Source organism: Streptomyces caatingaensis (genome assembly GCF_001187435.1).
GTDB classification, from domain to species: Bacteria; Actinomycetota; Actinomycetes; order Streptomycetales; family Streptomycetaceae; genus Streptomyces; species Streptomyces caatingaensis.
This window is the reverse complement of the sequence record NZ_LFXA01000002.1, coordinates 1,145,241-1,167,908: the sequence shown is the minus strand read 5'-3', so window position 1 is coordinate 1,167,908 and position 22,668 is coordinate 1,145,241. Positions and strand designations below refer to the sequence as shown.

Sequence of the window (22,668 nt, the reverse complement as noted above, 5' to 3'; positions counted from 1 at the left end):
GGAAGGATCGGGGCGACCCCGCGGACCCACGGAGGGCCGACCGTGCCCCAGCCCCAGGAACCGGACCTCATCGGCGAGTTGTCCGCCGGTCACCGCCGCGTGCACCGGCTCTTCGACGCGCTGCGCGCCGCCGCGCCGGGCAGCGCCGAGCGCGGGGAGCTGGCCGACGAGGTGGCCGTCGCGTTCGTCCGCCACGCGGTGGCCGTCCAGGAGCACCTGTATCCCGTGGTGCGCGACCGCGTGGCCGGCAGGGCGGCCTGGGCGGAGCGCGGCGTCGCGGCCCACCGGGAGGTCCAGCGCGTCCTGCGGGAGCTGGAGGGCCTGGCCCCGGCCGACCCCCGGTTCACCCCTCTGCTGGTGGCCCTGATCGACCGCGTCACGGACGACTTCCTCGACGAGGAGCAGCGTCTCTTCCCCCGCGTCCAGGCCGCCTGCCCGCCCGAGACCCTCCGGGAGCTGGGCGCCGCTGTGCGCCGCAGCCGGCTGCCCACCCGCCCGCACCCCGAACTGGCGGGATCGGCCCCCGCGGCCCGGCTCCTGGCCCCCGGCGCGGGCCTGGTGGACCGGCTGCGCGACGTCCTGACGGGCCGGGCGTGGAGCCGGTGGCGGGCGGGGTGACGGCGGGCTACCGGCCCAGGGCCAGCCGGATCGCCTCCCGGGTGCGGTCCACGACCGCGGCGAACGGGCCGAGGGCCAGGTTCCCGGCGGCCGAGGACGTGCCCGGGTGCGGGCGCGTGGGTGCCACGGCCTCCGCCGCCCGCAGGGCCTTGGCCATGAGCTGGAGGCGGGCGTCGTCCGCCGCCTCGCGCAGGCGGGGGAACTCCTCTTCCTCCTCGGCCCGCGCGTGCGCCAGGACGTCCTCGTAGACCTCGGTGAAGCGGGTGACGAAGTCCTCGGCGTCCAGGTCGCCGTCCCCCAGTGCGGCCAGTTCCCGTTCGACGGCCTCCTCCTCGCCGAGCCGGTCGTCCACGAGCCCGGCCCCGCCCTCGGCGGCGTGCCGGACGAACGGGTGGACGATCTCCTCCTCGGCGGTCTCGTGGACGGCCAGCAGGTGGACGAACCGGCGGAAGGCCCTGGCGCGTTCCCGGCCGGTGGCGGTCAGGACGGCCTCCATGCGGTGGCGGATCTCCTCGTGCTGCCGCTCCAGCAGGAGCACCACGTCGTTGCTCTCCGGATCCTGTCCGGCGGTGCGGTGCAGGGTCACGTCAGCCTCGTTCCCCGGGCGCGTCGAGCAGGTGCGGCCCGTCGTTGCGGACGTCGTTGACCGCGGTGGACACCGGGCGGACGTCGAGCCGGCCGGCGGCCGGGGTGGCGAGCAGGGCGCGGAGCCCGTCGGGGTCGCGGTGGCCGGGGTCGAGCCAGGCGTCCCAGTCGTCAGGGGCGACGGCCAGGGGCATGCGCGGGTGGATCCGCCCGGCGGCGTCGCGCGCCTCGGTGGTGATGACGGTGCAGGAGACCAGCCAGGCGGCCGGGTCGTCGTCGGAGGCGACGGCGCGGTCGCGCCAGAACGCGTACAGCCCGGCCATCGCCATCACGGCGCCGTCGGCGGGGCTGATGTAGTACGGCTGCTTGCGGGCCCCGGCGGCGGCGGGCTCGGTGCGCCACTCGTAGAAGCCGTCGGCGGGCAGCAGGCAGCGGTGCCGGACGAACGCGCGGCGGTAGGCGGGCTTCTCCGCCACCGTCTCGGCCCGCGCGTTGATCAGCTTCGCGCCGCCGGACGGGCTCGCGGCCCAGGACGGCACCAGGCCCCAGCGCACCGGCCGCAGCCCGCGGACGACCTCGCCCGTGCCGGGGTCGGCGCGGTCGAGCACGGCCCAGACGTCGTCGGTCGGGGCGACGTTCCAGCTCGGGCCCGGGGGCTCGCGCGTGTCCCGGAGGACCGCCCGGAACCGCCCGGCGAGGTCCTGCGGGCTGCGCGTCGAGACGTACCGGCCGCACATGGGCACCCACCCTACGGCTGGCGGCCCGGTTCCGCCGCCGGGCCGAGGCGGTGCAGGGTCACGTCGCGGAGCCGGCCGTCCGCCGCCTCCGCGGTCATGTACGTGGGGTGCGGCTGTCGGCGGCGGTCGGTGGGCGAGCCGGGGTTCAGCAGACGCGGGCCGCCGGGGGCGGTGGTGTCCCAGGGGATGTGGCTGTGGCCGAAGACGAGGACGTCCACGTCGGGGAAGCGCGCGGCGCAGCGCTGCTCCCGCCCCCGGGCGGGGCCGGTGTCGTGGACGACCGCGAAGCGCAGCCCGCCGAGTTCGGCGCGGGCGACCTCGGGGAGGCGGGCGCGCAGTCCGGGCCCGTCGTTGTTGCCGTACACGCCGATGAGGCGGGCGGACCGGGCGGCGAGGGCGTCCAGGGCCACGGGGTCGGTCCAGTCCCCGGCGTGGAGGACGGCGTCGGCGGCGCCGGCGGCGGTGAGGAGTTCCCCGGGCAGGGCGCGGGCGCGCCGCGGCACGTGGGTGTCGGAGGTGAGCAGCAGCCGCATACCGGTCACGCCTCTCGTGACGGCCCGCCGCCCCGCCCGCATGCGGGCGGGGACGGAGGGGTACTCGGGTGCCCCACCGCCTCCCGGTGCGGAAGCGGCGCCGGGACTCCTGAGCCCGCTAGCCCTTGCCGCGCTTGCGCGACTCCTCGGCCTTCTGCCGGGCCTTCGCCTCCACCTGCTCCACGTGGCCCTGGATCTCGGTCTTCGGGTTGCCGGTCAGCTTGCCGGCCGTCTCCTTGAGCCGGCCCTTGGCCTGCTTGGCCTTGTGCTGCGCCTTGCCCATGGGGGCACCACCCTTCGTCGTCCGGGTCCTCCGGCACGGATCGCCCGTCCCGGGGCGCGGAACCCGTCCTCCCTCCAGCCTTCGCCGCCCCCGGCGCCGCCGCAAGTGCGTACGGACGGGTGGACGGGGCGGGGCCGTTCGAGGGGTTTCGCGGGAACGGCCGTTTCGACGGCGGGCGGAGTGGCACTCGGCCGGGGCACATCGGCGGAACGAGCCGCGGCACCTCGCCGCGGCCGCCGCGAACACGAGGAGCAGACATGAGGCACCGACAGTGGCTGGCCGTGGCGGTGGCCGCGGTGGCGATATCCGGCGCGACGACGGGGACGGCCCGTGCCGACACCGGCACGGACTCGGCCTTCCTGCGGACCGTGCACCAGGGCAACCTGGCGGAGATCGCCGCCGGGAACGACGCGGAGGGCGACGCGACGACGGCCTGCGTGCGGTCCGTCGGCCGTACGCTCGTCCGCGACCACACCCAGCTCGACGGCGACGTGAGGACGCTGGCCGGCAAGCTGGGCGTCTCCCTGCCGGCGGGCCCGTCGGCGGAGCAGAAGCAGCAACTGGCCTCGATCAAGGCCAAGGCGGGCACCAAGGAGTACGACGCCGCCTGGCTCTCGGCCCAGGCCGACAACCACGCCAAGACCCTGGACCTCATCGACCGGCAGATCTCCGCCGGCCGGAACGCGGAGATCACGGCGGCGGCCAAGGCGGCGCGTCCCGTCGTCGCCATGCACCTGAACCTGGTCAGGGGCGGGACGTGTCACTCCCAGCCGTCCGCGCACGCCGTCCCGGCGGGCGACGGCGGCACGGCGGCCCCGCCCGACACCTTCGGCGACATGACGACCTCGACGGTGGGCCGTACGGCCCTGGGCGGGGTCCTGCTGGCCGGCAGCGTCGCCTGGTTCGTGCGCCGGCGCCGCAACCGGCCGCAGGACGGGCCCCGCTGAGGTCGCGCCGGGCCGCGTGAGAGGGGGAGATCCATGGCCGGGCTTCCGACGCGCGTGGCGCTGTGCCTGGCGGCGGCGTTCGCCGTGGCCCTGGCGCCGGGGGCGCTCGCTCCCCCGGGGGGCCGGGAGGCCGGCCCGCCGGGGGGCGGGCGGCCGTCGGCGGTACGGGAGGCCGTCTCGCCGCCGGTGCGCGTGGAGATCCGCGGCCGCCTCGTGGCCGCCGTCGTCGCCGTGGCCGCCGACGGCCACGGCGCCCTCGAACTGCCGCGCCCGCCCGGCACGGTGGGCTGGTGGGCCCTGGGGGCCCGGCCGGGCGCGGGCCGGGGCACGGTCCTGATCGCCGGGCACCTCGACACCCGGGAGTACGGGCCGGGCGCCTTCGCCGCGCTGCGCCACGTCCCCCGGGGTGCGGCGGTGCTGGTCACCGGCGCCGACGGGCGCGCCCACCGCTACGTGGTCACCCGGCGCCGCTCCTACGCCAAGGAGGCGCTGCCCGCCGACCTGTTCTCCGCCACCGGCCCGCCCCGCCTCGCCCTGGTCACCTGCTCGGGCGCCTACGACCGGCGGCGGCACCGCTACGCGGAGAACCTCGTCCTGCTCGGCGAGCGCGCCTGACCGGACGGCTCCCCGGGCCTCCCCCGGGGCCGCGGCGTTTCGGACGCCGGCCGCGGGAAACCCGGGACGGGGCGGCCCCCGCCGGTGGACGCCGGCGGCCGGGCCTCCCGACCGCCGCAGAAGGGACGCCCCGATGCCCGAGACCCCGACACCGGCCCGCCCCGGGCGCCGGCCGGTCACGGCCCCCGTCCTCCCGGCCCCGCGCGGCGAACTGACCGCCGCCCTGCTGGAGACCCTGCGCGGCCGCCCGGGGGCCGCCCGCCCGCCGGACCCCCGGCCGGCCGGGGCGGCCGACCCGTACGGCGACGACCTCCAGCTCGCCCTCCACCTCTGCTACGAACTCCACTACCGGGGCTGGCGGGACGTGCCCGAGGACTGGGAGTGGGACCCGGCCCTCCTGGCCCTGCGGCAGGCCCTCGAACGGCGTTTCCTCGCGGCCCTGCGCGCGGACGTCCCCCACGGCACGGACGTGCCCGCGCTCCTGCGCGAGCTGGTCGTCGAACCGGCCGACGGCCACGGCGTGACGCATTTCCTGCGCGACGAGGGGCGGTTGTGGCACCTGCGGGAGTACGCGGCGCACCGCTCGGTCTACCAGCTCAAGGAGGCCGACCCGCACGCCTGGGTGATCCCCCGGCTGACCGGCCGCGCCAAGGCGGCCCTGGTCACCGTCGAGTACGAGGAGTTCGGCACCGGCCGCGCGGAGCAGGTGCACGCCGAGCTCTACGCCGCCCTCCTGCGCGACCTCGGCCTCGACGACACCTACGGCGCCCACCTGGACCTCGTCCCCGCCGCGACGCTGGCGACGGTCAACCTGATGTCGCTCCTCGGCCTGCACCGGGCGCGACGGGGCGCGCTCGTGGGCCACTTCGCCGTCCTGGAGTGCGATTCCTCCCCGGCGTCGCGACGGCTCGTCGAGGCGATGGAGCGGCTGGGCGCCGGGCCCGCGGCGGCCTTCTTCTACGCCGAGCACGTCGAGGCGGACGCCGTCCACGAACAACTGGTGCGGCACGAGGTCGTCGGCGGCCTCCTGGAGCAGGAGCCCCACCTGGCCGCAGACGTCGCGTTCGGCATCTCCGCCACCCGGTGGCTGGAACAGCGCCTGTCCGCACACCTGTTGGGGGCCTGGGAACGGGGCACGACCTCACTGCGCGGGCCGCTGCCCTGACGTGGCGGAGGCGGGCGCGGCGCGCCGGCGGTGGCTGGTGTCGCACCACGGGAACGCCCGGCTGCGGCGGCACATGCACAGGGCCACGACGGGACGGTCCGAGCGCTTCGTCCCGTCCTCCGTGACCACTTCGACGGGCCCCTCGATCAGCAGCGGGCCGCCGGGCTCCTGCCGCACCCGCCGGGCGGGACGGGCGCCGGGCGCCGGTGAGGATTCAGACGCGCTGGGCACGGATCACCACCAGTTCCTCCGTCTCCCGGCCGGGCTCCAGCAGGCCGCGCGCGCGGAGCCAGCCGGCGCGCGAGCGGGTCACCGGTCCCAGCGGGACGTGCGCGCGGTGGGTCACGTCCGCGCGCAGGCCGGCGTCGGCCAGCAGTTTCAGGGTGTCGTCGGTGCCGCTCAGCCCGGAGTGCACGAGCAACAGGACGCCGGACGGCGCCAGGACGGCAGCGACGCCGGCGCAGAGCCGGTCGAGCAGCAGGCGGCCGTCCTCGCCGGCGTCGTGGGTGCGGGCCGACCCGCGCGGCGGGTTCCGCGCCGAAGGGGCGGGTACGTAGGGCGGGTTGGCGAGGACGAGGTCGAAGCGTTCGCCCGCGACGGGGGCCAGCAGGTCGCCGCGCAGCACGCGGATGCGGTGACCGGCCAGGAGCCCGTTGCAGCGCGCGGTCAGCACGGCGCGGGCCGACACGTCCACCGCCGTCACGTGCCCGGCCCCGTGCCGGGCGGCGGCCACGGCGAGCACCCCGCTGCCCGTGCCGAGGTCGAGCACGCGGGCCGAGGGCGGCAGCCGTTCGCGGCGCAAGGCGGCCGCCAGCAGCCGGGTGTCGGCGTTCGGCGCGTACACACCGGGCGGTGTCAGGAGCCACATGGCGAGCGGGTATCCCCGCCTCCCCCGCCCAAACCGGGAGGCTCGCCTCCCCCGTCCCGGCCGGTGGGGCGGATCCGCCCCACCGGCCCGGCCCCTCACCCGTTCGGCCCCGCCGGGCGGGCCGGGGCCGCCGCCGGGGAGTGTGCTGGGCGGCGGGGGGGACGGCCCGCGGCCGGGCACCACGCCGACCGGAAGTCCCCCGTTCTCCCGCCGCCCCGCGTTTTCCCACCACCCCGCCGGGCATGCGACACCGCCGCACAGCCCCTCCCGAAAGGTGGAACTCATGGCTCTACGCGTGCTCGGACGACGACCGGGCGGCTCGCCCGCGCGGCTCGCCGCGCTCTCGCGCCGCCTGCCCGGCGGGGAACGGGCGCTGCGGCGCGAGCTGGTGCGCCAGGCCGGGGTGGACGAGGCCACCCGGCGCATCCTGCTGGCCTTCGTCCTGCCGCTGTGGACGGGCGCCGGGCTCGCCGACTGGTGGCTGCACCGCCGCTCCGACATCGAGCACACCGCCGGCACCCGCGAATCCGCCATCCACGCGCTCATGCTGGCCGAGGCCGGAGTGCCGATCATGCTCGGGCTGTTCTGCCAGGCCAACGCGGGCGTCCTGGCGACGGCCGCCGCGGGCCTGGGCGTCCACCAGGCCACCGCCTTCTGGGACGTGGCGTACGCCGAGCAGCGGCGCGAGGTGACCCCGAACGAGCAGCACGTGCACAGCCTGCTGGAGGTCGTCCCGCTGATGGCGACCGCCTCCCTGTTCGCCCTCCACTGGGACCAGGCGCTGTCCCTGGTCGGCCGCGGCCCGGCGAAGCCCTCCTTCCGGCTGCGGCCCAAGCACCGCCCGCTGTCGCGGCGCGCCCGCTTCGGCGTGATCGCCGCGGTCGTGCTCTGCGGGGCCCTCCCGTACGCCGAGGAGATGCTGCGCTGCCTGCGCGTCGACCCCTCGCTCAGGAGCCGCCCCGCCCGGGCGGAGACCGGGTCACGCACGGCCGCCCCGCCGCAGCCGCCCGCCGCTCCCGCGTGAGCCGGCACGAGACGGCCGCGTGAGCGCGGCATGAAAACGGCCCCCGACGTTGTCCCTGACGTCGGGCGCTCCTCACCTGGGTTCCTTCCGGATCGGCAGCGACCGGTACACCGAGCTGTACGACACGTACGGGCTGACGGCGCTGCTGCGCGAGCACGCCCGCCGTCGCGACGGCGCGGTCCTCTTCGCCTGCACCGGCAAGCACGGCAAGGACACCGCCCTGGCGGTGACCGACCCGGCCGCGTGCCGCGTGCTCGTCTCCCCGCTGCGCCGCGACCCGCTGCGCCGCGACGCCGGGGGCGACCGGCTCCTGGCCTGCTGGGAGCACCGTGCCTGGCACGACGTCGAGAGCGCCGACGTCACCGGCCGGACGCGCCAACGGGGGCCGGGCGGCGCGCCGCAGCGGCCGGCCGGCCCCCGGGGAGGGCACAACTCGCCTGTCACGGCTGGTTCTTGGCCGCCCTGATGGCGTCCTTGGCCCGGTCGGCCAGGGAGGCGAGCGGCCCCACGCTCCACTGGGCGAGCGGGGAGCCGGCCGCACCGGGATGCGGATGCGTGGGCGCGACCTTGGCGGCCGCGCGCACCATCGTCCCCATGTGCCGGAGTTCGGAATCGCTGCGCCCGGCGCGGAGCGTGGGGAACTCCTCGCGTTCCTCGTGCCGGGCGTGGGCCTCGACGGCCTTCTCCAGCTTCCGCAGCCGGTCGTCGAATTCGGCGCTGGTGATGTCGGTCTTCTCCAGCCCGGCGAGGGCCTTGGTGGCCTCCCACTCCTCGTGGTTGCGGGCCTCGACCTCGTTCCTGCCCGCGGTGTCGCGGGCCACCGGGCGGACGACCATCTCCTCGGCCGTCTCGTGGACGACGAGCAGGGCCCTCAGTTCGTCGAAGGCCTGCCTCTTGCGGTCGCCCTCCGCCGACGTGACCTCGGCGAAGAGTTCGCGGATGCGCGCGTGCTGCTCCAGCAGGACGGCGACCACGTCCCCTTCGGGCAGTCGGGCGGCCTTGTCGCGGGTGCTTGCCGCACCACTCATGAGCTCGTTTCCCCTTCTTCCGTCTCGGTGTTGCCGGTTCGGGACTGCTTTCGGTCCGGTCCGGAACTGCCGCCGGTCCGGGAAGCTCGTCGATCGCTCGTCTCCGCGCGTATCCCGGGGAGCCGCGGGGAAACCCCCCGTCGGCGTCCGGGAGGTCTGGGGGCCCGGAGACCCGGGGCCCGGAGACCCGCCCGGAGACCCGGGGCCCGGAGACCCGCCCGGAGACCCGCCCGGAGACCCGCCCGGAGACCCGGGAGTCCGGGAGTCCGGGAGTCCGGGAAGGGGCGCCTCAACGCCCGGCGTGCCGGAGGCACAGGAGATCGAGCAGCATCGGCAGGCCGCCGTCGGCCAGTGCCTCGCGCTGGCGCCCCGCCGGGCCGCCCGTCCTCAGGAAGCGCTCCACCAGGCCGGTCACCTCACGGGTGTCGCCGTGCTCGTCGAGGGCGGGCGCGATGTGGTCGAGCAGCGCGCCGACCAGCTCGCCGGCCGGGCGCTGCCGCCGGCCGGGCGGGTCGATGAGGTGGCCGTCGAGGCCGTAGCGGGCGGCGTGCCAGTTCGCCGCGTTGAGCAGCTCCTGCGGGACGTCCGGCAGCGGAACCCCGTCGGCCTCCTCGCGCAGGGCGGTGGCCACCAGCCCGCGGCTGATGCCCGCGAACATGACGGCGTCGTCCGCCGTCAACTGCACGTCGCAGCAGCGCACTTCGAGCGTGGGGTACCGGTGCGACAGCCGGGCCTCCCAGGCCACCTGCCCGACCTCCTCGATCGCCCCCACGTCCACCAGGAGGCGCATCCGCGCGTCGTAGTCGGCGTCGTCGGCGAACTCCGGCGGCGGACCGCTCACCGGCCAGCGGCTCTCGACGATCGTCCGCCAGCTCGCGTAACCGGTGTCCTGTCCGCACCACATCGGCGAGTTGCCGCCCATGGCCACCAGGAGGGGCAGCCAGGCCCGGACGCGGTTGAGCGCGGCCGTGCCGGCCGCCCGGTCGGGGATGCCCACGTGGACGTGCATGCCGTTGACGAGCTGTTCGTCCACGAGCCGGCCGCGCCGGCCGCGCAGGCGCAGGAAGTGGCGTTCGGGGGTGACGGGGGCGCCCTGCCCGTCCCGGACGGGCGCGGCGCCCGAGGCCAGGACGCGGCAGCCCGCGTCCTCGGCCGCGGCTGCCACCGCGTGCCGCAGCCGCAGGAGATGGCCGCCGACCTCGGCCAGTTCCGCGCAGACCGGGGTGGCCACCTCGACCTGCGCCTGGAGCAGCTCGCGCTGGACCTCCCCGCGCTCGGTGACCTCGTCCGCCCCCGCCGCCGCCTTGACCTCGACGGCCATCGGCCGCGGCAGGCCCGTGACCGGGTCGACGAGCAGGTATTCCTCTTCCACGCCCAGGGTCGTCACGTGCTGCGTGTACCCCCGTGAGGACCCGCCCGCGTCCCGCCCGCACCCCGCCCGCCCGAACGGCCGCGCCTCCCCGATCGACATATGCCGACGATCGTCCTATGGTGGCGATCATGACTGTCCGACCCATCCAGGAGCCCACGCTGCTGCTCCTGACCGCCCTGGCCGACCGGCCGCGCCACGGCTACGCGATCGCCCGGGAAGTGTCCGCCATGTCCGGGGGCCGGGTGCGGCTGCGCACCGGCACGCTGTACGCCGCGCTCGACCGGCTCGTCCGGGAAGGGCTGATCGAGGTGCACCGCGAGGAGGTCGTCGACGGACGGGCGCGGCGCAGCTACGCGCTCACGGGCGACGGCCGGGTGCGGCTGGCCGCCGAGGCGGAGCGGCTGACGGCCACCGCCGAGGAGGCGCGGCGCCGGCTCGGTGCCGCGCCGTCGCGCGGCCGGCTGCCCGGCCCCTTCGGTGGTCCGGCGCCCCGGGGGGCCACCGCATGAGCCGCTCCCCCCGGGCTCTGGCCCTGTACCCGCGCGCGTACCGCCGCGCCCACGGCGACGAGATCGCCGCCCACTACGCCGAGTCGACCGTCGGCGCCTCCCGCTCCGAACGCCTGTGGGAACAGGCGGACCTGGCCTCCCACGCCCTGCGCCTGCGGCTGCGGCTGACGTCGGCGGACCCGCTGGGCCGGGCCCTGGCCGTGGCCGCGCCCTACGCGGCGACCGGCGCGGCCGCGTACGCCGCCGTGGTCTTCGCGCAGGCGATGATGCGCGTCCTGTGGTCCGAGTCCGCGTACGGGCCGGGCGGGCCCTCCCTCGGGCTCCTCCTGGCGGCCGACCTGATCCTGACGGCGGCGGGCGCCGCCGTGCTCCTCGGGAGCTGGCGAACGGCGCGCCGGCTGATGCCGCTGGGGACGGCCGTCCTCGCCGTCCAGCAGTTCGCCACCGGCGTGTACGTCTTCGACGGCCCGAGCCGGCTGCTCTCCCTCGCCCTGGCGCTGCTCCTCGTGCTCGGCTGCCCGCCCGACACCCCGCCGGTCGGCCGCCCACTCCGCACGGCGGCGGGCGTCCTCGGGGTCCTCACCCCCGTGCTGCTGGTCTCGGCGGCGCTGATGCACGTGCCGCTGTTCTTCATCACCCTCTTCGCCTCGGCGGTCCCGGTCCTGATCCTGTCCGTCACGCTCGCCCTCACCGTCCCGCGCTCCCCCTCCCCCGGCGCCTGCGCGGCGGGCATCGCCCTGGCCGCCGTGCCCTGGTTCACGCCCTCCGTCCAGGTCCTGCACTGGGAAGGGGACGTCGCCGCCGCCCTCGTGGCCCTGCTGGCGACGGGCGCGGCCGTGGCGGGGGTCCGCGTGCGGCTCGGCGCGCGGCGCGCGCGGCGGCTGACGCACGGTTAGGGGACGCACGGGTTGGGACTCCCGGTTGGGGATGCACGGTCGGGGACCGAACCGAGGAGCCCACGACCAGCGGACCGGCCGGGCCCGGGGACCATCGGTCAGGACCCGGGGCGGCCGGCGCGGCCGCGCCCCACGACCCGCCGGCCGGCCGTGAATCCGTCAGCCGAACGCCGCCAGCCCCGCCCGCCACGCCTCGTCGAGGTCCGCGCCGGGCGGGAAGCGGCCGTCGATCTCCAGGGAGACCATCCCGTGGGCGAAGGCCCACAGCGCCCGGGCGCGGTCGCCGTCGTGGCCGACGGCGGCCAGCAGGGGGAACGCGGCACGGTCCTCCACACCGGGCGGCAGGAGGTCGCGGCGCAGGGGGCGGTAGTTCATCAGCCGGTAGAGGTGGGGGTGGTGGAGGGCGTAGCGGCGGTAGGCCCGCCCGAGGGCGGGCAGTCGCCCGGCCACGGCCTCCAGCGCCTCCGCCAGCTCCACGAAGCCCTCGGTGATGAGCAGGGCCTCCAGGGCCGTCTTGTCGGGGACGTGCTTGTAGAGGGAGGGCGCCTTGATACCGAGGACGTCGGCGATGCGGCGCATGGTGACCGCGTCCGGCCCCTCGGCGTCGAGGAGTTGACGGGCGGCACGGGCGATCTGCCGCTGCCGTTCGGTGAGCGGGGCGGGGGCGGGGGCGTCAGGCACGGACGAAGCCCTCCGGGGTGCGCAGGGTGTAGCCGGCGGCGCGGTCGACGGCGATGTGGAACGTCCAGGCCAGCAGGAAGGCGAACACCGCGGGGGCGTCGAGCGGGGAGAACCCGTAGGCGACGGCCAGCACCAGCGGGACCGGCGTGCGGTGCGCGGCGTTGTAGAACGGGACGGCCCGGCGCGGCAGTTGACCCCGGCGGACCGGCTCCCGCGCCCCCAGCGCCGCGAGGAACGAGAGGTCGGGGGCGACGGCACCGGCGGCGAACGCGGCCCAGACCCCGCCGCCGTGGCCCGTCCCCGCCACGACGGCGAGGGCGAGGAGGGCCACGGCCCAGACGGCCCAGGCCGCCCGTCGGCGTACGGCGGCGGAGGCGCGCGGCGAGGCGGGGACGGTGGCGGTCATGCGGGCTCCTTGCGACAGGGGGCGGCTAACGCCGTTAGCCCCGACCGTAGGGCTAACGGCGTTAGCCGTCAATCGCCGGGGGCGTTCCCCGTCAGGCCCCCGCCCGCCGCGCCTCCCGCCACGCGGGCGCCAGCACCGACCAGATCTCCTCGTCGTGCCGCACGCCCCGGTACAGAAAGCTCTCCCGCAGAACGCCGTCGCGCGTCATCCCCAGCCGCCGGGCCACCGCGATGCTCGGCGCGTTCCCGGCCGCACACCACCACTCCACGCGGTGGACGCCCCGCTCCTCGACCGCCCAGTCGATGACCGCCCGGGCGGCCCGGGTCACCAGCCCCTTGCCCACCGCGGACGGCTCCAGCCAGCAGCCCGCCTCGGCGGTGCCCTGCGCGACGTCCATCCTGCGCAGCAGGAACCCGCCGACGAGCGTGCCGTCCCAGTGGATGCCGTAGATCCGCCCGGCGTCCGCCGCGGCCTTCTCCGCGTACGCCTGGAGGAACGCCCGGCTCGACTCCAGATCCCGGACCACGTCGGGCAGCCCGTTCCACCGTCCGACGAACTCCCGTCCCCGGTCCATGTGGGCCAGGAACTCCCCGGCCTGCCAAGGCTCCAGGGGGCGCAGCTCGGCACCGTCGTCACCGAGGGATATCGCGTACATCGTCACCTTCCACGGTCGTGATCGGCCCCGGCGGGCCACGCCGTGATCTTCCCACGGGCGATCACGGCCCTCCCGTGCCCGCGGGGAGGAGACCGGTGGTGACGACCGCGTCCCCGCCGTACGAGCGGGGTCAGTCCCAGGGGTTGGCCCGCTGGTCGTCGATGGCCGTCCAGAGCCTGGTACCGGCGGGCAGGGTGCCGTACGCCCAGAACGTCCAGCCGCCCGTCGCGCCGAGGTCCGGCCCGTAGTGACCGTCGTGGAACTCGGCCATCCGCCAGCCCGCCCCGAACTGCGCCTGGCAGACACTGTCCGCCGCGGCCCGGCTGTTGAGCCGCGAGCCGCGCACGGGTCTGCTCGCGGCGACGGTGCCCTGGGCCCAGCCGGCGTAGAAGTCGGGGGTGATGCCGTCGGGCACGGGGCTGCCGTCGACCTTCAGGCACAGCACCGGCAGGACGGCACTGGCCGGGGTGTCCCCCTGGTAGGGATTGCTCGACGTACCGCCCGGGCCGCCGACCCGCACCGTCCCGTCGGGCCCGTCGGCCATCTTGGCCCAGGTCAGTCCGGGATGGGTGGCCGGGGGCGCGGCCTGCGCGGCGGTGGGCGCGGCGAAGAGCGCCGTCGCCGCGAGCAGGGCCGCACCGGCCAGGGAGGCGAAGGAGGCAGAGCGCATGACAGGTCCTCACGGGTCGTCGTCGGGTGTCGGGCGAGCATTCTGTACGGCCTTCACGCCTCCTCCACAGATGTGAACCGGTCATCTGTTCAAGGGAGTTGAGCCGAACCGGCCGCCCCACCGGCAGGCCGGACCCGGACGGGCACGGGCCGAGGAGCGGTCCACCGTCTGCCGGCGGCGATCTGACGCCCCGTCAGCAGGGCTTCAGGTGCCGGGCGAAGAACCGTGCCCCGGCGTCGAGTTCGAACCGCGGGACGCCGGTGTGGCCGCCCAGGCTGGCGTGCAGCGTCTTCTCCGTGGAGCCGAAGGCGTCGAAGAGGTCCAGGGCCGCCTGCCGGTCGTTGCCCTCGTCGTCCCACTGGAGCAGGACCTGGAGCGGAATGGTGACCCGGCGGGCCTCCTCGAACATGCGGGCGGGCACCAGGCTCCCGGCGAAAAAGCAGGCCGACACCACCCGCGGCTCGGCCACCGCCAGCCGTATGCCGAGGGAGATCACTCCCCCCTCGTACCCGACCGGGCCGCCGAGCCCGGGCAGCGTCAGGAGGGCGTCCAGGGCGGCCCGCCATTCCGGGACCGCCCTCTCGACCAGCGGGAGGACGAGGGCGTCGACGATCTCTCCGCCGACCGGCCCGCCGGCCTCCATCGCCCGGCGCAGGTCGGCGCGGGCCTGTTCGGCGGCGGCCCAGCGGGGCCGGTCACCGCTGCCCGGGAGTTCGACGGTGGCCGCGGCGAAGCCGTACTCCGCCGCGTAGTACCGGGCCCGCCCCGCCAGCCGGGAGTACACCTTGTGCAGTCCGAGCGGAGGGGGGCCGATGAGGATCAGCGGCGCCGGCGCGGCCGGCGACGCGGACGCGGGCGTCCACAGGAAGCCCGGGATCCCGCTCTCGCCGAGGGTGAATCCGCGCTCGAGGACGCCGCCGTCGAGCTGCTGTTCAGAAGTGAAGCGCATGGTCATGCCTTTCGGGAGTGCTCATGAACGGCGCTCCCGGACGACCTATCGCCCGACCGTGACCCCGGAGGGGAGCACCCATGTCGATACTGCGTTCACGGGTACCACCTCCTCGTTCTCTCGCACGGCCACCGGGAACGTAGCAGCGGCCGCGGTGGCCCGCCAAACGGTTTTCCCGCGCGGGTCTTCGGATCGTCGGGTCCGGCCGGTTCAGCCGGTTCGGCCGGTTCAGCCGGTTCAGCCGGTTCGGCCGGTTCGGCCGGTTCGGCCGACTCCGCCGCGAAGCCTCCGAGTGGCATTCCGGCTGCTCAGAGTAGACATGCAAGTGCCGACTTGCTTATCGTGGCGCCATGGCGGACGATGTTTTCAAGGCGCTCGCGGACCCCACCCGGCGTACGATTCTCGACGAGCTGTCCGAGCGGAACGGCCAGACGCTCTTCGAGATATGCGCCCGCCTCACCACGCGGCACGGGCTGGGCCTGTCCCGCCAGGCGATCAGCCAGCACCTCGCCGTCCTGGAGGCGGCCGGGCTGGTGCGCACGCGCCGCGAAGGCCGGTACAAGTTCCACGACCTGAACACCGAACCGCTTGAGCAGATCGCCACCCGGTGGCTCAGGCGCGACCCCCCGCCGGAGGCACCATGATCAGCATTCACGTGACCAGCGTCTTCGTCGACGACCAGGAAAAGGCCCTGGACTTCTACACCGACAAGCTCGGCTTCGAGAAGAAGACCGACATCCCCATGGGGGAGGCGCGGTGGCTCACCGTCGTCTCCCCGGCCGCCCGCGACGGCGTGGAACTGCTGCTGGAGCCGGACGCCCACCCGGTGGCCAGGCAGTACAAGGAAGGTCTGGTCGCGGACGGCATCCCGGCCACCTCCTTCGCGGTGGACGACATCCACGCGGAGCACGAGCGCCTGACCGGCCTCGGCGTCGAGTTCACCCAGCCGCCGACGGCCATGGGCCCGGTCACGACGGCGGTCCTCGACGACACCTGCGGCAACCTGATCCAGCTGACGCAGCTTCCGCGGGCCTGAGTTCGAGCTTTCGGAGCTCCGGTGCGGCCGGGCCGCCGCTTCGCGCGCGGCCGGGAAGCCGGCGTCCCGAGGACGCACGCGGCCCCGCCGGGGACACGTGCCCTAGACGAGCGAGCCGTTCACCGCCGCCTCGCGCAGCGCGGCGAGCAGGTCCTCCTCGGACTGCGCTCCGACGAGGGTCGGGCCGCCGTCGAAGAGGAAGACGGGGACGCTGGTGACGCCCAGTTCCCGGACGATGCGCTGCCCGGCGGCCACCGGGTCGGGCCCGGGAAGGGCGCCGGGGGCGACCCCGCTCTCCCGGGCGATGCGCTCCAGGACGGCGGGGTCGGCGACGTTCAGCCCCTCGGTGAAGTACGCCCGGAAGAGCCGGCCGACGGTCCGCTCGCCCTGTCCCTGGGCCACGGCCCGGGCGAGGAGGCGGTGTGCGTCGAGGGTGTTGGCGAAGACGGCCGCGTCGAAGTTCATCTCCAGGCCGCTGCGGGCCGCGAGGGCGGCCATCCGGGCCGTCTTGGCCTCGACCGTCGGCCCGAAGACGCGGCGGTGCACCGCGCTGAGGGGCTCGCCCTCGGCCGGGGCGTCCGGGGCGACCTGGAACGGCAGGAACTCGACGTCGGCCTCGCCGCCCTCGGCGCGGAACCGCTCGACCGCGTGCTCGAAGCGGGTCCAGCCGAGGGCGGACCAGGCGCAGGCGATGTCGAGGACGATGCGGACCTTCATGTTTCTGCTCTCCGTTCAGGGGCCGTCCGGGGCCGTCCGGCTCCGTTCTGTGCGACGAGGAAGACGCTAGGCGCGGGGCGGTGCCCGCCACATCTGTCGGATGACCAGGTCGGCCGGGTCGCGCCGGGGGGACGGCGACCCGGTCGTCCCCCGTCGTGCGGGATCACGGAGCGCCGCGGACGGACGGCCTGAACGGCCCGCCGCCGAGCCGCCGGGCAGGGTTCCCGGCCGGGGAGCGGGGTAGCCGCCCGCGTGACCGGAACCCGGACCCGGGTCCGCCCGGGCCGGAGACGGCACCCGCCGGCGGAAGGAGAAGCGGTGGCGGTCAATCCGATGATCAAGGATCGCAGGAGCGGCACGAGGCCGGCCGGGCAGGACAAGGGCCCCCGGGCGGCCGTCCTGGAGCAGGGCGCGAAACTGCTGCAGTCGGCGACGCCGCTGAAGGGCTTCGACGTGTACGTGGTCGGTTTCCACTGCGCCAAGGGCGAGCCGGACTTCCAGATGGAGGCCCACCACTACTGCCGCGTGGTCAACGACGACCTGCTCCAGTGCGTGCTGTTCGACGGGAACACCGGGGACGCCAATCTGATCGGCGTCGAGTACATCGTCTCGGGCCGCCTGTTCGACGGCCTGCCCGACGGGGAGAAGCCGTACTGGCACCCGCACAACTACGAGCTCCTCTCGGGGCAGTTGGCCGCTCCGGGGCTGCCCGCGCCCGCGGAGAAGGCGTTCCTGGAGCTGCTGGTCAACTCGTACGGCAAGACCTGGCACACCTGGCACACCAACGGCCACGGCGGACAGCCGGGCATGGACCTCCCCCGGGGGGAACCGAAGCTGATGTGGTCCTTCAACCGTGACGGTGAGTGCGACGACACCCTGCGCCGGGACCGCGACCGGGCCATGGGGCTGGACACGGACGCCAAGCGGGCGGACCGCCGGTCCTTCCTCGATCTGGTCCGGCCGCAGTGGGGCGTCGACGCCATGAAGGACGACTTCCCCCGCTCCACGCCGGTGCCCGGCGTCACGGACGCCCACGCCGGCGGGCCGGACGCGCGGGCGTGAGCACGTGTGGTCGGCGTCGGCCGTGTGCGGCCGTGGGCGACGGCTCGTACCGACCGGCACGATGCGGCCCGGCTCCGCGTGCCGGACGCCGGGAGCCATGACTACGGTGGTCCCAGCCCGGTCCACCCGAGCCGGTCCACCCGCCCGGTACATCCCAGCCCGGTCCAGTCCACCCAGCCACCAGCCACTCAAGTCACCCAGCCACCGGTCCGCGCGTCCCGTCCCCGTCCCGCCACGGCACCCGACTCTCCGGGGGGTCGAAGAACATGGCTGTCACGCCGCTGACGAGCTTGTCCGCCTTCGAGCAGGCCATCGCCGGGGGCACCCCGGCGGTGGTGGGCTTCTGCGCGACCTGGGCCGGCCTCTGCCGGGCGATCGGCCCGGTCTTCGAGCGGTACTCCGAACTCCCCGAGTTCACGGAGACGGTCGGCTTCTACCGCGTCGACATCGACGAGGCCGCCGCCGTCGCCCGCCGGGCCGACGTCGGCCCCGTCCCCGTCTTCATGGCCTTCCGCGAGGGCACCAGGATCGCCGAGTCCGTCGCGCCGGACCCCGGGAGCCTGCGCGAGCTGATCGCCAAGGTGAGCACCATGGGCACTCCGTAGCCGGCGGGCACGCGGCGGGGCCGGGGCTTTGCGGTCGCCGAACGCGGCTCACACCATGGGAGGAAAGGGGCGATGCCGCTCCCTCCCGGGAGCGGCCGCCGGAATGCCCCCGATGCCGCCGCGCGCGGGTACGCGGACGGGAGCCGCACCGCGCGGGGCCGAACCGGAGGAGCCGTGATGCACCTCTCGAGACGAGTGCCGGCGGCGAGGACCGTCGTCGCGGCGGCGGCCGTGGCGACCGACACCGCACACCGGGTGTTCCCGATGGCCCGGGCCGCCGCCCAGGTGGCGGCCGAAACCGCCGGCAGCGGCGTGCACGCCGCGGCCCGGGGCGCGGCGGCGGTCACCGGGGCCGCGCACCGCGTGGGCCGGGTGGCCGTCAACGCCACCGACGCGGGCAAGGGGTACTGGCAGGCCGGCTCCCGGGTCCAGGTGCCGCTCCGGCCGCGGCCGGAGGCCCGCGGCCGCGCACGGGCGCTGGAGACGGCGGCCCGGAAGGTGGCCGTCGGGCTGGTGAAACGGCCGGACGTGCTGGCCGCCTACTGGGACGGCGGGCTCGGCCGGCTGGTCGTGCAGACGACGAAGGACGCCGTGGCCGACCGCGTCGTCGAGCGCGCCGCCGAACTCGCCTCCGCGCAGCGGCTCGAACGCGCGGAGGAGGAGGTGCTGGAGACGGCGCACCCGGACCGCATCGGGGCCGTCCGCACCCGGTCCCTCGCCCTGTTGTGCGACGTGGTCGGCCTGGCCACGGCGCTGGCGTCCCGGTCGGTCCGCCGCAAGCGGGCGCCCGGCCCGGTGACCACCGCCGTCTCCCTGGTCCGCGAGCACCCGGCGGTCCGCTCCCTGCTGCGCGAGCGGCTCGGGCTGAGCGAGGCGGGCGCCGACCTCGTCCTGGCGGCGGCGGGCGCGGCCGCGTACGGCTTCGGACAGTCGCCCGGCGCACTGCTGCTGGACGCGGCGCAGCGGGCGGGACAGCTGGCGGAGGCGGTCGCCGGCGCCGCCGCGTTCGACGCCGCGCAGGAGGCCGTGTGCGTGCCCGGGCGGCCGTGCGTGGCGGGCGTGACGGGCGGCGGGACGTCCCGTCCGGCCCTGCGCCGGCCGCCGGCCGAGGAGTACGCGGGCGAGGCCGTGACCGGCAGCGTGCTCGGCGCGGTCCCGGCGGGGATCTGCGCCCGCAGCCTCGCCGAGACGGTCGAGGCGCTGGTGGCCGGCAACCCGAAGGCCGCCCGCTACGGACCGGCCGCCTTCACCGACGCGCTGGGCACCGAACTGGCCCGGGAGGGCGCCCTGGTCCGGCACCTGGAACGGCTGCGCCGGCTGGAGCTCGTCGACACCGTCGTCCTGCACCCGGACGCCCTGCGCGGCACGGCGCGGACGGTCCTGGAGGCCCGCCCCGACGCGCCCGGCTGGGACCGCTGCCGGCTGTGGCAGGCCGCCGCGGCCGCGCTGGACGCCACCGGGCCGGGGAGCGGGGTGGAGCTGCGCCCGGTGCCGGGCCGGGAGGACCGCGAGGCCGGGACGCTGGTCGTGTCGGCCGACGGCGCCGACGTCGGTACGGTCCTGGTCGGCCGGGAGGTCGACCCGCTCGCCGAGTCCGTGCTGGACGCGGCCCGGCGGGCCGGACTGCACGTGGTCGTCGTCGACGACGGCACGCTGGGCGACTTCGGCACGCTGGCCGACCGCGTGGTGGACACCGGGCGGCCCCTGGCCGACGTGGTGCGGGAACTGCGGCGCGACGGCCGGACGGTGCTCACCGTGGCCCGCGCGGCCGTCCGCGGCGACGGCGAGCTGACCGAGACGGGCCGCGAAGTGCCGGAGGGCATGCGGGCGAGCGACCTCTCCGCCGCGGTCACCGACGACGACAGCGCGGTCGAGTGGGACGCGGACGTCCTGCTGCCGGACGGGCTGGAGTCCGTGTGGCGGCTGCTGGCCGCCGTCCCGGCCGCGCGGGCCGTCGCCCGGCACGCGCGGACCTTCGCCGAGGCGGGCGCCGCCCTGTCCGGCCTCCTCGTGGTCACCCGGGGGCGGCGGACCCACGGCACGCTGCCCGTCCGCCTCCGGCTCCTGCCCGTCGACGCCGCGGCCGCCGCGGCCCTCGCCTCCGGCTGGCGCGCCGCCCTGCGCGTCAGCGTCCGCAGGGTGCCCCGCCCCGCGCCGCGGGTGCCCTGGCACGCGCTCCCGCCGCAGGACGTGCTGGCCCGCCTCAGGACGGCCCGGCACGTGATGCGGCCGGTGACCCTGCGCGCCGGGGAGGCGGCCCGGCGGGCCGCGCGGACGCCCGTGCTCGGCCCGGTCCGGGTGACGTACCGGCTGGCCGGTGCCGTGCGCTCGGAGCTGGACGACCCGCTGACGCCGGTGCTGCTGGTCGGCGCCGCCGCGTCCGCCCTGCTGGGCTCTCCCGTGGACGCGCTCCTCGTCGCCGGTGTGCTGGGCATGAACGCGCTGATCAGCGGCGTCCAGCGGCTGCGCGCCGAGAGCGCCCTGTCCGCCCTGGAGGTGCGGCAGCGCCGCAAGGTCCACGTGGTCGACGGCGACCGCTCCCGGACCGTCGACGCCGCCCGGCTGGCGCCGGGCCAGGTGATCGAGCTGACCACCGGCGAGGTCGTGCCGGCCGACGCCCGGCTGCTCGACGTCGACGACCTGGAGGTCGACGAGTCGTCGCTCACCGGGGAGTCCCTGCCCACGGCGAAGCAGCTGGACGCCACGCCCGACGCGGCCGTGGCCGACCGGCGGTGCATGGTCCACGAGGGCACCACCGTCGTCGCCGGGCGCGCCCGCGCCGTCGTCGTCGGCACCGGGGACCGGACCGAGGCCGGCCGCGCCGCGCACCTCGCGGCCCGCACCCCGCCACCGGGCGGCGTCCAGGCCCGGCTGCGCGAACTGACCAGCCGCAACCTGCCGTTCACCCTGCTCGGCGGCGCCGCCGTCACGGGCCTGGCGCTGCTGCGCGGCCGCCCGGTGCGGGACGCCGTCCGGGGCGGTCTCGCGGTCGCCGTGGCCGCCGTGCCGGAGGGGCTGCCGCTCGTGGCGACGGTCGCCCAGCTGGCGGCGGCCCGCCGGCTCAGCCGCCACGGCGTGCTGGTGCGCAGCCCGCGCGCCCTGGAGGCGCTGGGCCGGATGGACACGGTCTGCTTCGACAAGACCGGGACGCTGACCGGGAACCGGCTGAGCGTGACCGGTGTCAGCACGCCGGACGGCCAGCGGCATCCCCCCGGCGCCGCGGGCGCGGAGCCGGTGCTGCGCATGGCCGCCCGCGCCTGCCCGCCGCCCGGCGACGGCGCCGCGGTCCGGGCCCACTCCACGGACGAGGCGATCCTCGCCGCGGTGCCGCGAGGGCCGGACTGGACCCCGCGGGACAGCCTGCCCTTCGAGGCCAGCCGCAGCTACGCGGCCGCCACCGGCACCGACGACCGGCCGCGGCTCGTCGTCAAGGGCGCGCCCGAGGTCGTCCTCCCCGCCTGCGACGACGTCACCGACGAGGCGCGCGCCGCCATGACGGCCCTGGCCGACGACGGCCTGCGCGTCCTGGCCGTCGCCGCGCGGCCCGTGGCCGAGGGCGAGGACGACCCGCTCGGCCGGCCGCCGGAACACCTCGGGCTCGTCGGCTTCGTGGCCCTCGCGGACACCCCCCGCCCCGGCTCCGCGCCGCTGGTCGAGGGCCTGCGGCGCAGCGGGGTGCGGCCCGTGATGCTCACCGGCGACCACCCGGTCACGGCCCGCGCGATGGCCGTCGCCCTGGGCTGGCCCGAGGACGTCGAGATGGCCACCGGCGACGAACTGGCCGGGCTCGACCGGGCCGGGCGCGCCGCCCGGCTGCGCGGCTGCGGCGTCGTCGCCCGGGTCGCGCCCGAGCAGAAGCTCCAGGTCGTCGAGGCGCTCCGGGAGGTGGGCCGGGTCACGGCGATGGTCGGCGACGGCGCCAACGACGCGGCCGCCATCCGCGCCGCCGACATCGGCGTCGGCGTCGCCGCCCGCGGCTCGGCCGCCGCCCGCAACGCGGCGGACCTGGTGATCACCGGCGACGAGCTGACCCCGCTGCTGGACGCCGTCGCCGAGGGACGCGCGCTGTGGCGCAGCGTCGCGGACGCGATCAGCGTCCTGATCGGGGGCAACGCCGGGGAGATCGGCTTCTCGGTGCTCGGCACGCTGCTGTCCGGGGCCGCGCCGATGTCCACCCGCCAGATCCTGCTGGTCAACCTGCTGACCGACATGTTCCCGGCGATGGCGGTCGCGGTCACCCCGCGGGACGACGCCCGGGACGACCCGTCGGTGGGCCTGACCGCCCTGGGCGAGCCGCTGACGCGCCAGATCAGGCAGCGGGGCGAGGTCACCGCGCTCGGTGCGACGACCGCCTGGCTGTTCGGCACGATCACGCCCGGTTCGGCCCGGCGCACGAGCACCATGGCGCTGTCGGGCGTGGTGGGCGCCCAGCTCACCCAGACCCTGGCTGGCCGGCGCCACAGCCGCCTCGTCCGCGGCACGGCCCTGGGCTCGGCCGCCGCCCTGGCCGCCCTCGTCGAGACGCCGGGCGTCAGCCGTCTCTTCGGCTGCCGGCCGCTGGGCCCGGTGGCCTGGACGGGCGTGGCCGCCGCGGTCGGCGTGGCCGGCCTGGCCCCGGCGTGGCTGCCGCGCGTCGAGCGCGCGGTGCTGCGGGCCGTCCGCGGGTGAGCGGCGGATCCGGCCGCCGTGCGCCGACTACGCTGGAGG

The 22,668-nt window shown here is 76.6% G+C and carries 27 protein-coding genes; 13 read left to right on the top strand and 14 right to left on the bottom strand.

The window, feature by feature from the left end:
- Positions 1-42 precede the first annotated feature (42 nt).
- Positions 43-618, top strand: coding sequence for a hemerythrin domain-containing protein (locus tag AC230_RS05830; RefSeq protein WP_049714803.1), 576 nt, complete (start codon positions 43-45; stop codon positions 616-618).
- A gap of 7 nt (positions 619-625) precedes the next feature.
- Here the strand turns inward: AC230_RS05830 and AC230_RS05825 are convergent, their stop codons facing one another.
- The 4 genes from AC230_RS05825 to AC230_RS30780 all read right to left on the bottom strand — a co-directional run bounded on the left by AC230_RS05825 (position 626) and on the right by AC230_RS30780 (position 2,756).
- Positions 626-1,204, bottom strand: a complete 579-nt coding sequence (locus AC230_RS05825) for a hemerythrin domain-containing protein (protein WP_049714802.1) — start codon at positions 1,202-1,204, stop codon at positions 626-628.
- Between the two features lies 1 nt (position 1,205).
- A complete protein-coding gene (locus AC230_RS05820; protein ID WP_049714801.1) occupies positions 1,206-1,940 on the bottom strand; it encodes an SOS response-associated peptidase in 735 nt (244 codons plus the stop codon).
- Positions 1,941-1,951: 11 nt separating this feature from the next.
- Positions 1,952-2,473 (bottom strand): metallophosphoesterase family protein, encoded by a 522-nt coding sequence (locus tag AC230_RS05815; RefSeq protein ID WP_049714800.1) that lies wholly within the window; start codon positions 2,471-2,473, stop codon positions 1,952-1,954.
- 118 nt (positions 2,474-2,591) lie between these two features.
- The gene (locus AC230_RS30780) at positions 2,592-2,756 is read right to left on the bottom strand and encodes a CsbD family protein (RefSeq protein ID WP_078870969.1); all 165 of its coding nucleotides are present in this window, start codon (positions 2,754-2,756) and stop codon (positions 2,592-2,594) included.
- A 257-nt stretch (positions 2,757-3,013) separates the two neighbouring features.
- Between AC230_RS30780 and AC230_RS05810 the strand changes: the two genes are divergently transcribed.
- The 3 genes from AC230_RS05810 to AC230_RS05800 all read left to right on the top strand — a co-directional run bounded on the left by AC230_RS05810 (position 3,014) and on the right by AC230_RS05800 (position 5,483).
- Complete coding sequence (locus tag AC230_RS05810) at positions 3,014-3,703, top strand: DUF4142 domain-containing protein (RefSeq protein WP_078870968.1); 690 nt, start codon at positions 3,014-3,016, stop codon at positions 3,701-3,703.
- A 33-nt stretch (positions 3,704-3,736) separates the two neighbouring features.
- A complete protein-coding gene (locus AC230_RS05805) occupies positions 3,737-4,318 on the top strand; it encodes a class F sortase (protein WP_049714799.1) in 582 nt (193 codons plus the stop codon).
- Positions 4,319-4,451: 133 nt separating this feature from the next.
- A complete protein-coding gene (locus tag AC230_RS05800; protein ID WP_049714798.1) occupies positions 4,452-5,483 on the top strand; it encodes an iron-containing redox enzyme family protein in 1,032 nt (343 codons plus the stop codon).
- Here AC230_RS05800 and AC230_RS05795 read toward each other — a convergent pair.
- Positions 5,460-5,714 carry a CDGSH iron-sulfur domain-containing protein gene (locus tag AC230_RS05795; RefSeq protein WP_049714797.1) on the bottom strand — a complete coding sequence of 85 codons (255 nt, stop codon included), beginning with the start codon at positions 5,712-5,714 and terminating at the stop codon, positions 5,460-5,462. The two genes, AC230_RS05800 and AC230_RS05795, sit on opposite strands and share 24 nt — an antisense overlap.
- Positions 5,698-6,351, bottom strand: coding sequence for a HemK2/MTQ2 family protein methyltransferase (locus tag AC230_RS05790; protein WP_049714796.1), 654 nt, complete (start codon positions 6,349-6,351; stop codon positions 5,698-5,700). The genes AC230_RS05795 and AC230_RS05790 overlap by 17 nt, the downstream gene beginning before the upstream one ends.
- 283 nt (positions 6,352-6,634) lie before the next feature.
- Between AC230_RS05790 and AC230_RS05785 the strand changes: the two genes are divergently transcribed.
- Together AC230_RS05785 and AC230_RS05780 are read left to right on the top strand one after the other, a co-directional pair.
- The gene (locus AC230_RS05785; RefSeq protein WP_241833090.1) at positions 6,635-7,375 is read left to right on the top strand and encodes a diguanylate cyclase; all 741 of its coding nucleotides are present in this window, start codon (positions 6,635-6,637) and stop codon (positions 7,373-7,375) included.
- Between the two features lie 49 nt (positions 7,376-7,424).
- On the top strand, positions 7,425-7,841 hold the full coding sequence (locus AC230_RS05780) for a site-specific integrase (RefSeq protein ID WP_049714795.1): 417 nt from the start codon (positions 7,425-7,427) through the stop codon (positions 7,839-7,841).
- On the opposite strand, the gene AC230_RS05775 is transcribed toward AC230_RS05780, so the two are convergent.
- Complete coding sequence (locus AC230_RS05775) at positions 7,816-8,403, bottom strand: hemerythrin domain-containing protein (RefSeq protein ID WP_049714794.1); 588 nt, start codon at positions 8,401-8,403, stop codon at positions 7,816-7,818. The two genes, AC230_RS05780 and AC230_RS05775, sit on opposite strands and share 26 nt — an antisense overlap.
- Positions 8,404-8,692: 289 nt before the next feature.
- On the bottom strand, positions 8,693-9,790 hold the full coding sequence (locus AC230_RS05770) for a carboxylate-amine ligase (protein ID WP_049715065.1): 1,098 nt from the start codon (positions 9,788-9,790) through the stop codon (positions 8,693-8,695).
- Between the two features lie 113 nt (positions 9,791-9,903).
- On the opposite strand from AC230_RS05770, the gene AC230_RS05765 reads away from it, so the two are divergent.
- Together AC230_RS05765 and AC230_RS05755 are read left to right on the top strand one after the other, a co-directional pair.
- Positions 9,904-10,284, top strand: coding sequence for a PadR family transcriptional regulator (locus AC230_RS05765; RefSeq protein WP_049715064.1), 381 nt, complete (start codon positions 9,904-9,906; stop codon positions 10,282-10,284).
- Entirely contained in the window at positions 10,281-11,180 is a 900-nt protein-coding gene (locus AC230_RS05755) for a hypothetical protein (RefSeq protein WP_053161001.1), read from the top strand. The genes AC230_RS05765 and AC230_RS05755 overlap by 4 nt, the downstream gene beginning before the upstream one ends.
- Before the next feature lie 159 nt (positions 11,181-11,339).
- Here the strand turns inward: AC230_RS05755 and AC230_RS05750 are convergent, their stop codons facing one another.
- The 5 genes from AC230_RS05750 to AC230_RS05730 form a co-directional block, all read right to left on the bottom strand.
- Positions 11,340-11,861: a TetR/AcrR family transcriptional regulator gene (locus AC230_RS05750; RefSeq protein ID WP_049714792.1), complete on the bottom strand. Its 522-nt coding sequence runs from the start codon at positions 11,859-11,861 to the stop codon at positions 11,340-11,342.
- Positions 11,854-12,267, bottom strand: coding sequence for a DUF4260 family protein (locus tag AC230_RS05745; protein WP_049714791.1), 414 nt, complete (start codon positions 12,265-12,267; stop codon positions 11,854-11,856). Before AC230_RS05745 ends, AC230_RS05750 begins: the two co-directional genes overlap by 8 nt.
- Before the next feature lie 91 nt (positions 12,268-12,358).
- A complete protein-coding gene (locus AC230_RS05740; protein ID WP_049714790.1) occupies positions 12,359-12,922 on the bottom strand; it encodes a GNAT family N-acetyltransferase in 564 nt (187 codons plus the stop codon).
- Between the two features lie 130 nt (positions 12,923-13,052).
- Positions 13,053-13,592: a hypothetical protein gene (locus AC230_RS05735; protein WP_053160999.1), complete on the bottom strand. Its 540-nt coding sequence runs from the start codon at positions 13,590-13,592 to the stop codon at positions 13,053-13,055.
- 193 nt (positions 13,593-13,785) lie between these two features.
- Positions 13,786-14,541 carry a hypothetical protein gene (locus AC230_RS05730; protein WP_049715062.1) on the bottom strand — a complete coding sequence of 252 codons (756 nt, stop codon included), beginning with the start codon at positions 14,539-14,541 and terminating at the stop codon, positions 13,786-13,788.
- A 350-nt stretch (positions 14,542-14,891) separates the two neighbouring features.
- Between AC230_RS05730 and AC230_RS05725 the strand changes: the two genes are divergently transcribed.
- Both AC230_RS05725 and AC230_RS05720 read left to right on the top strand, forming a co-directional pair.
- Positions 14,892-15,185, top strand: a complete 294-nt coding sequence (locus tag AC230_RS05725; protein WP_049714789.1) for an ArsR/SmtB family transcription factor — start codon at positions 14,892-14,894, stop codon at positions 15,183-15,185.
- Positions 15,185-15,577 carry a VOC family protein gene (locus tag AC230_RS05720; protein WP_198535452.1) on the top strand — a complete coding sequence of 131 codons (393 nt, stop codon included), beginning with the start codon at positions 15,185-15,187 and terminating at the stop codon, positions 15,575-15,577. Before AC230_RS05725 ends, AC230_RS05720 begins: the two co-directional genes overlap by 1 nt.
- A gap of 102 nt (positions 15,578-15,679) precedes the next feature.
- Here the strand turns inward: AC230_RS05720 and AC230_RS05715 are convergent, their stop codons facing one another.
- A complete protein-coding gene (locus AC230_RS05715) occupies positions 15,680-16,294 on the bottom strand; it encodes a DsbA family oxidoreductase (RefSeq protein WP_049714787.1) in 615 nt (204 codons plus the stop codon).
- Between the two features lie 318 nt (positions 16,295-16,612).
- Between AC230_RS05715 and AC230_RS05710 the strand changes: the two genes are divergently transcribed.
- The 3 genes from AC230_RS05710 to AC230_RS05700 all read left to right on the top strand — a co-directional run bounded on the left by AC230_RS05710 (position 16,613) and on the right by AC230_RS05700 (position 22,629).
- Positions 16,613-17,356 (top strand): OBAP family protein, encoded by a 744-nt coding sequence (locus AC230_RS05710; protein ID WP_198535420.1) that lies wholly within the window; start codon positions 16,613-16,615, stop codon positions 17,354-17,356.
- Between the two features lie 266 nt (positions 17,357-17,622).
- The gene (locus AC230_RS05705; RefSeq protein WP_049714786.1) at positions 17,623-17,961 is read left to right on the top strand and encodes a thioredoxin family protein; all 339 of its coding nucleotides are present in this window, start codon (positions 17,623-17,625) and stop codon (positions 17,959-17,961) included.
- Positions 17,962-18,138: 177 nt separating this feature from the next.
- A complete protein-coding gene (locus AC230_RS05700; RefSeq protein WP_053160997.1) occupies positions 18,139-22,629 on the top strand; it encodes a cation-translocating P-type ATPase in 4,491 nt (1,496 codons plus the stop codon).
- Positions 22,630-22,668 lie beyond the last annotated feature (39 nt).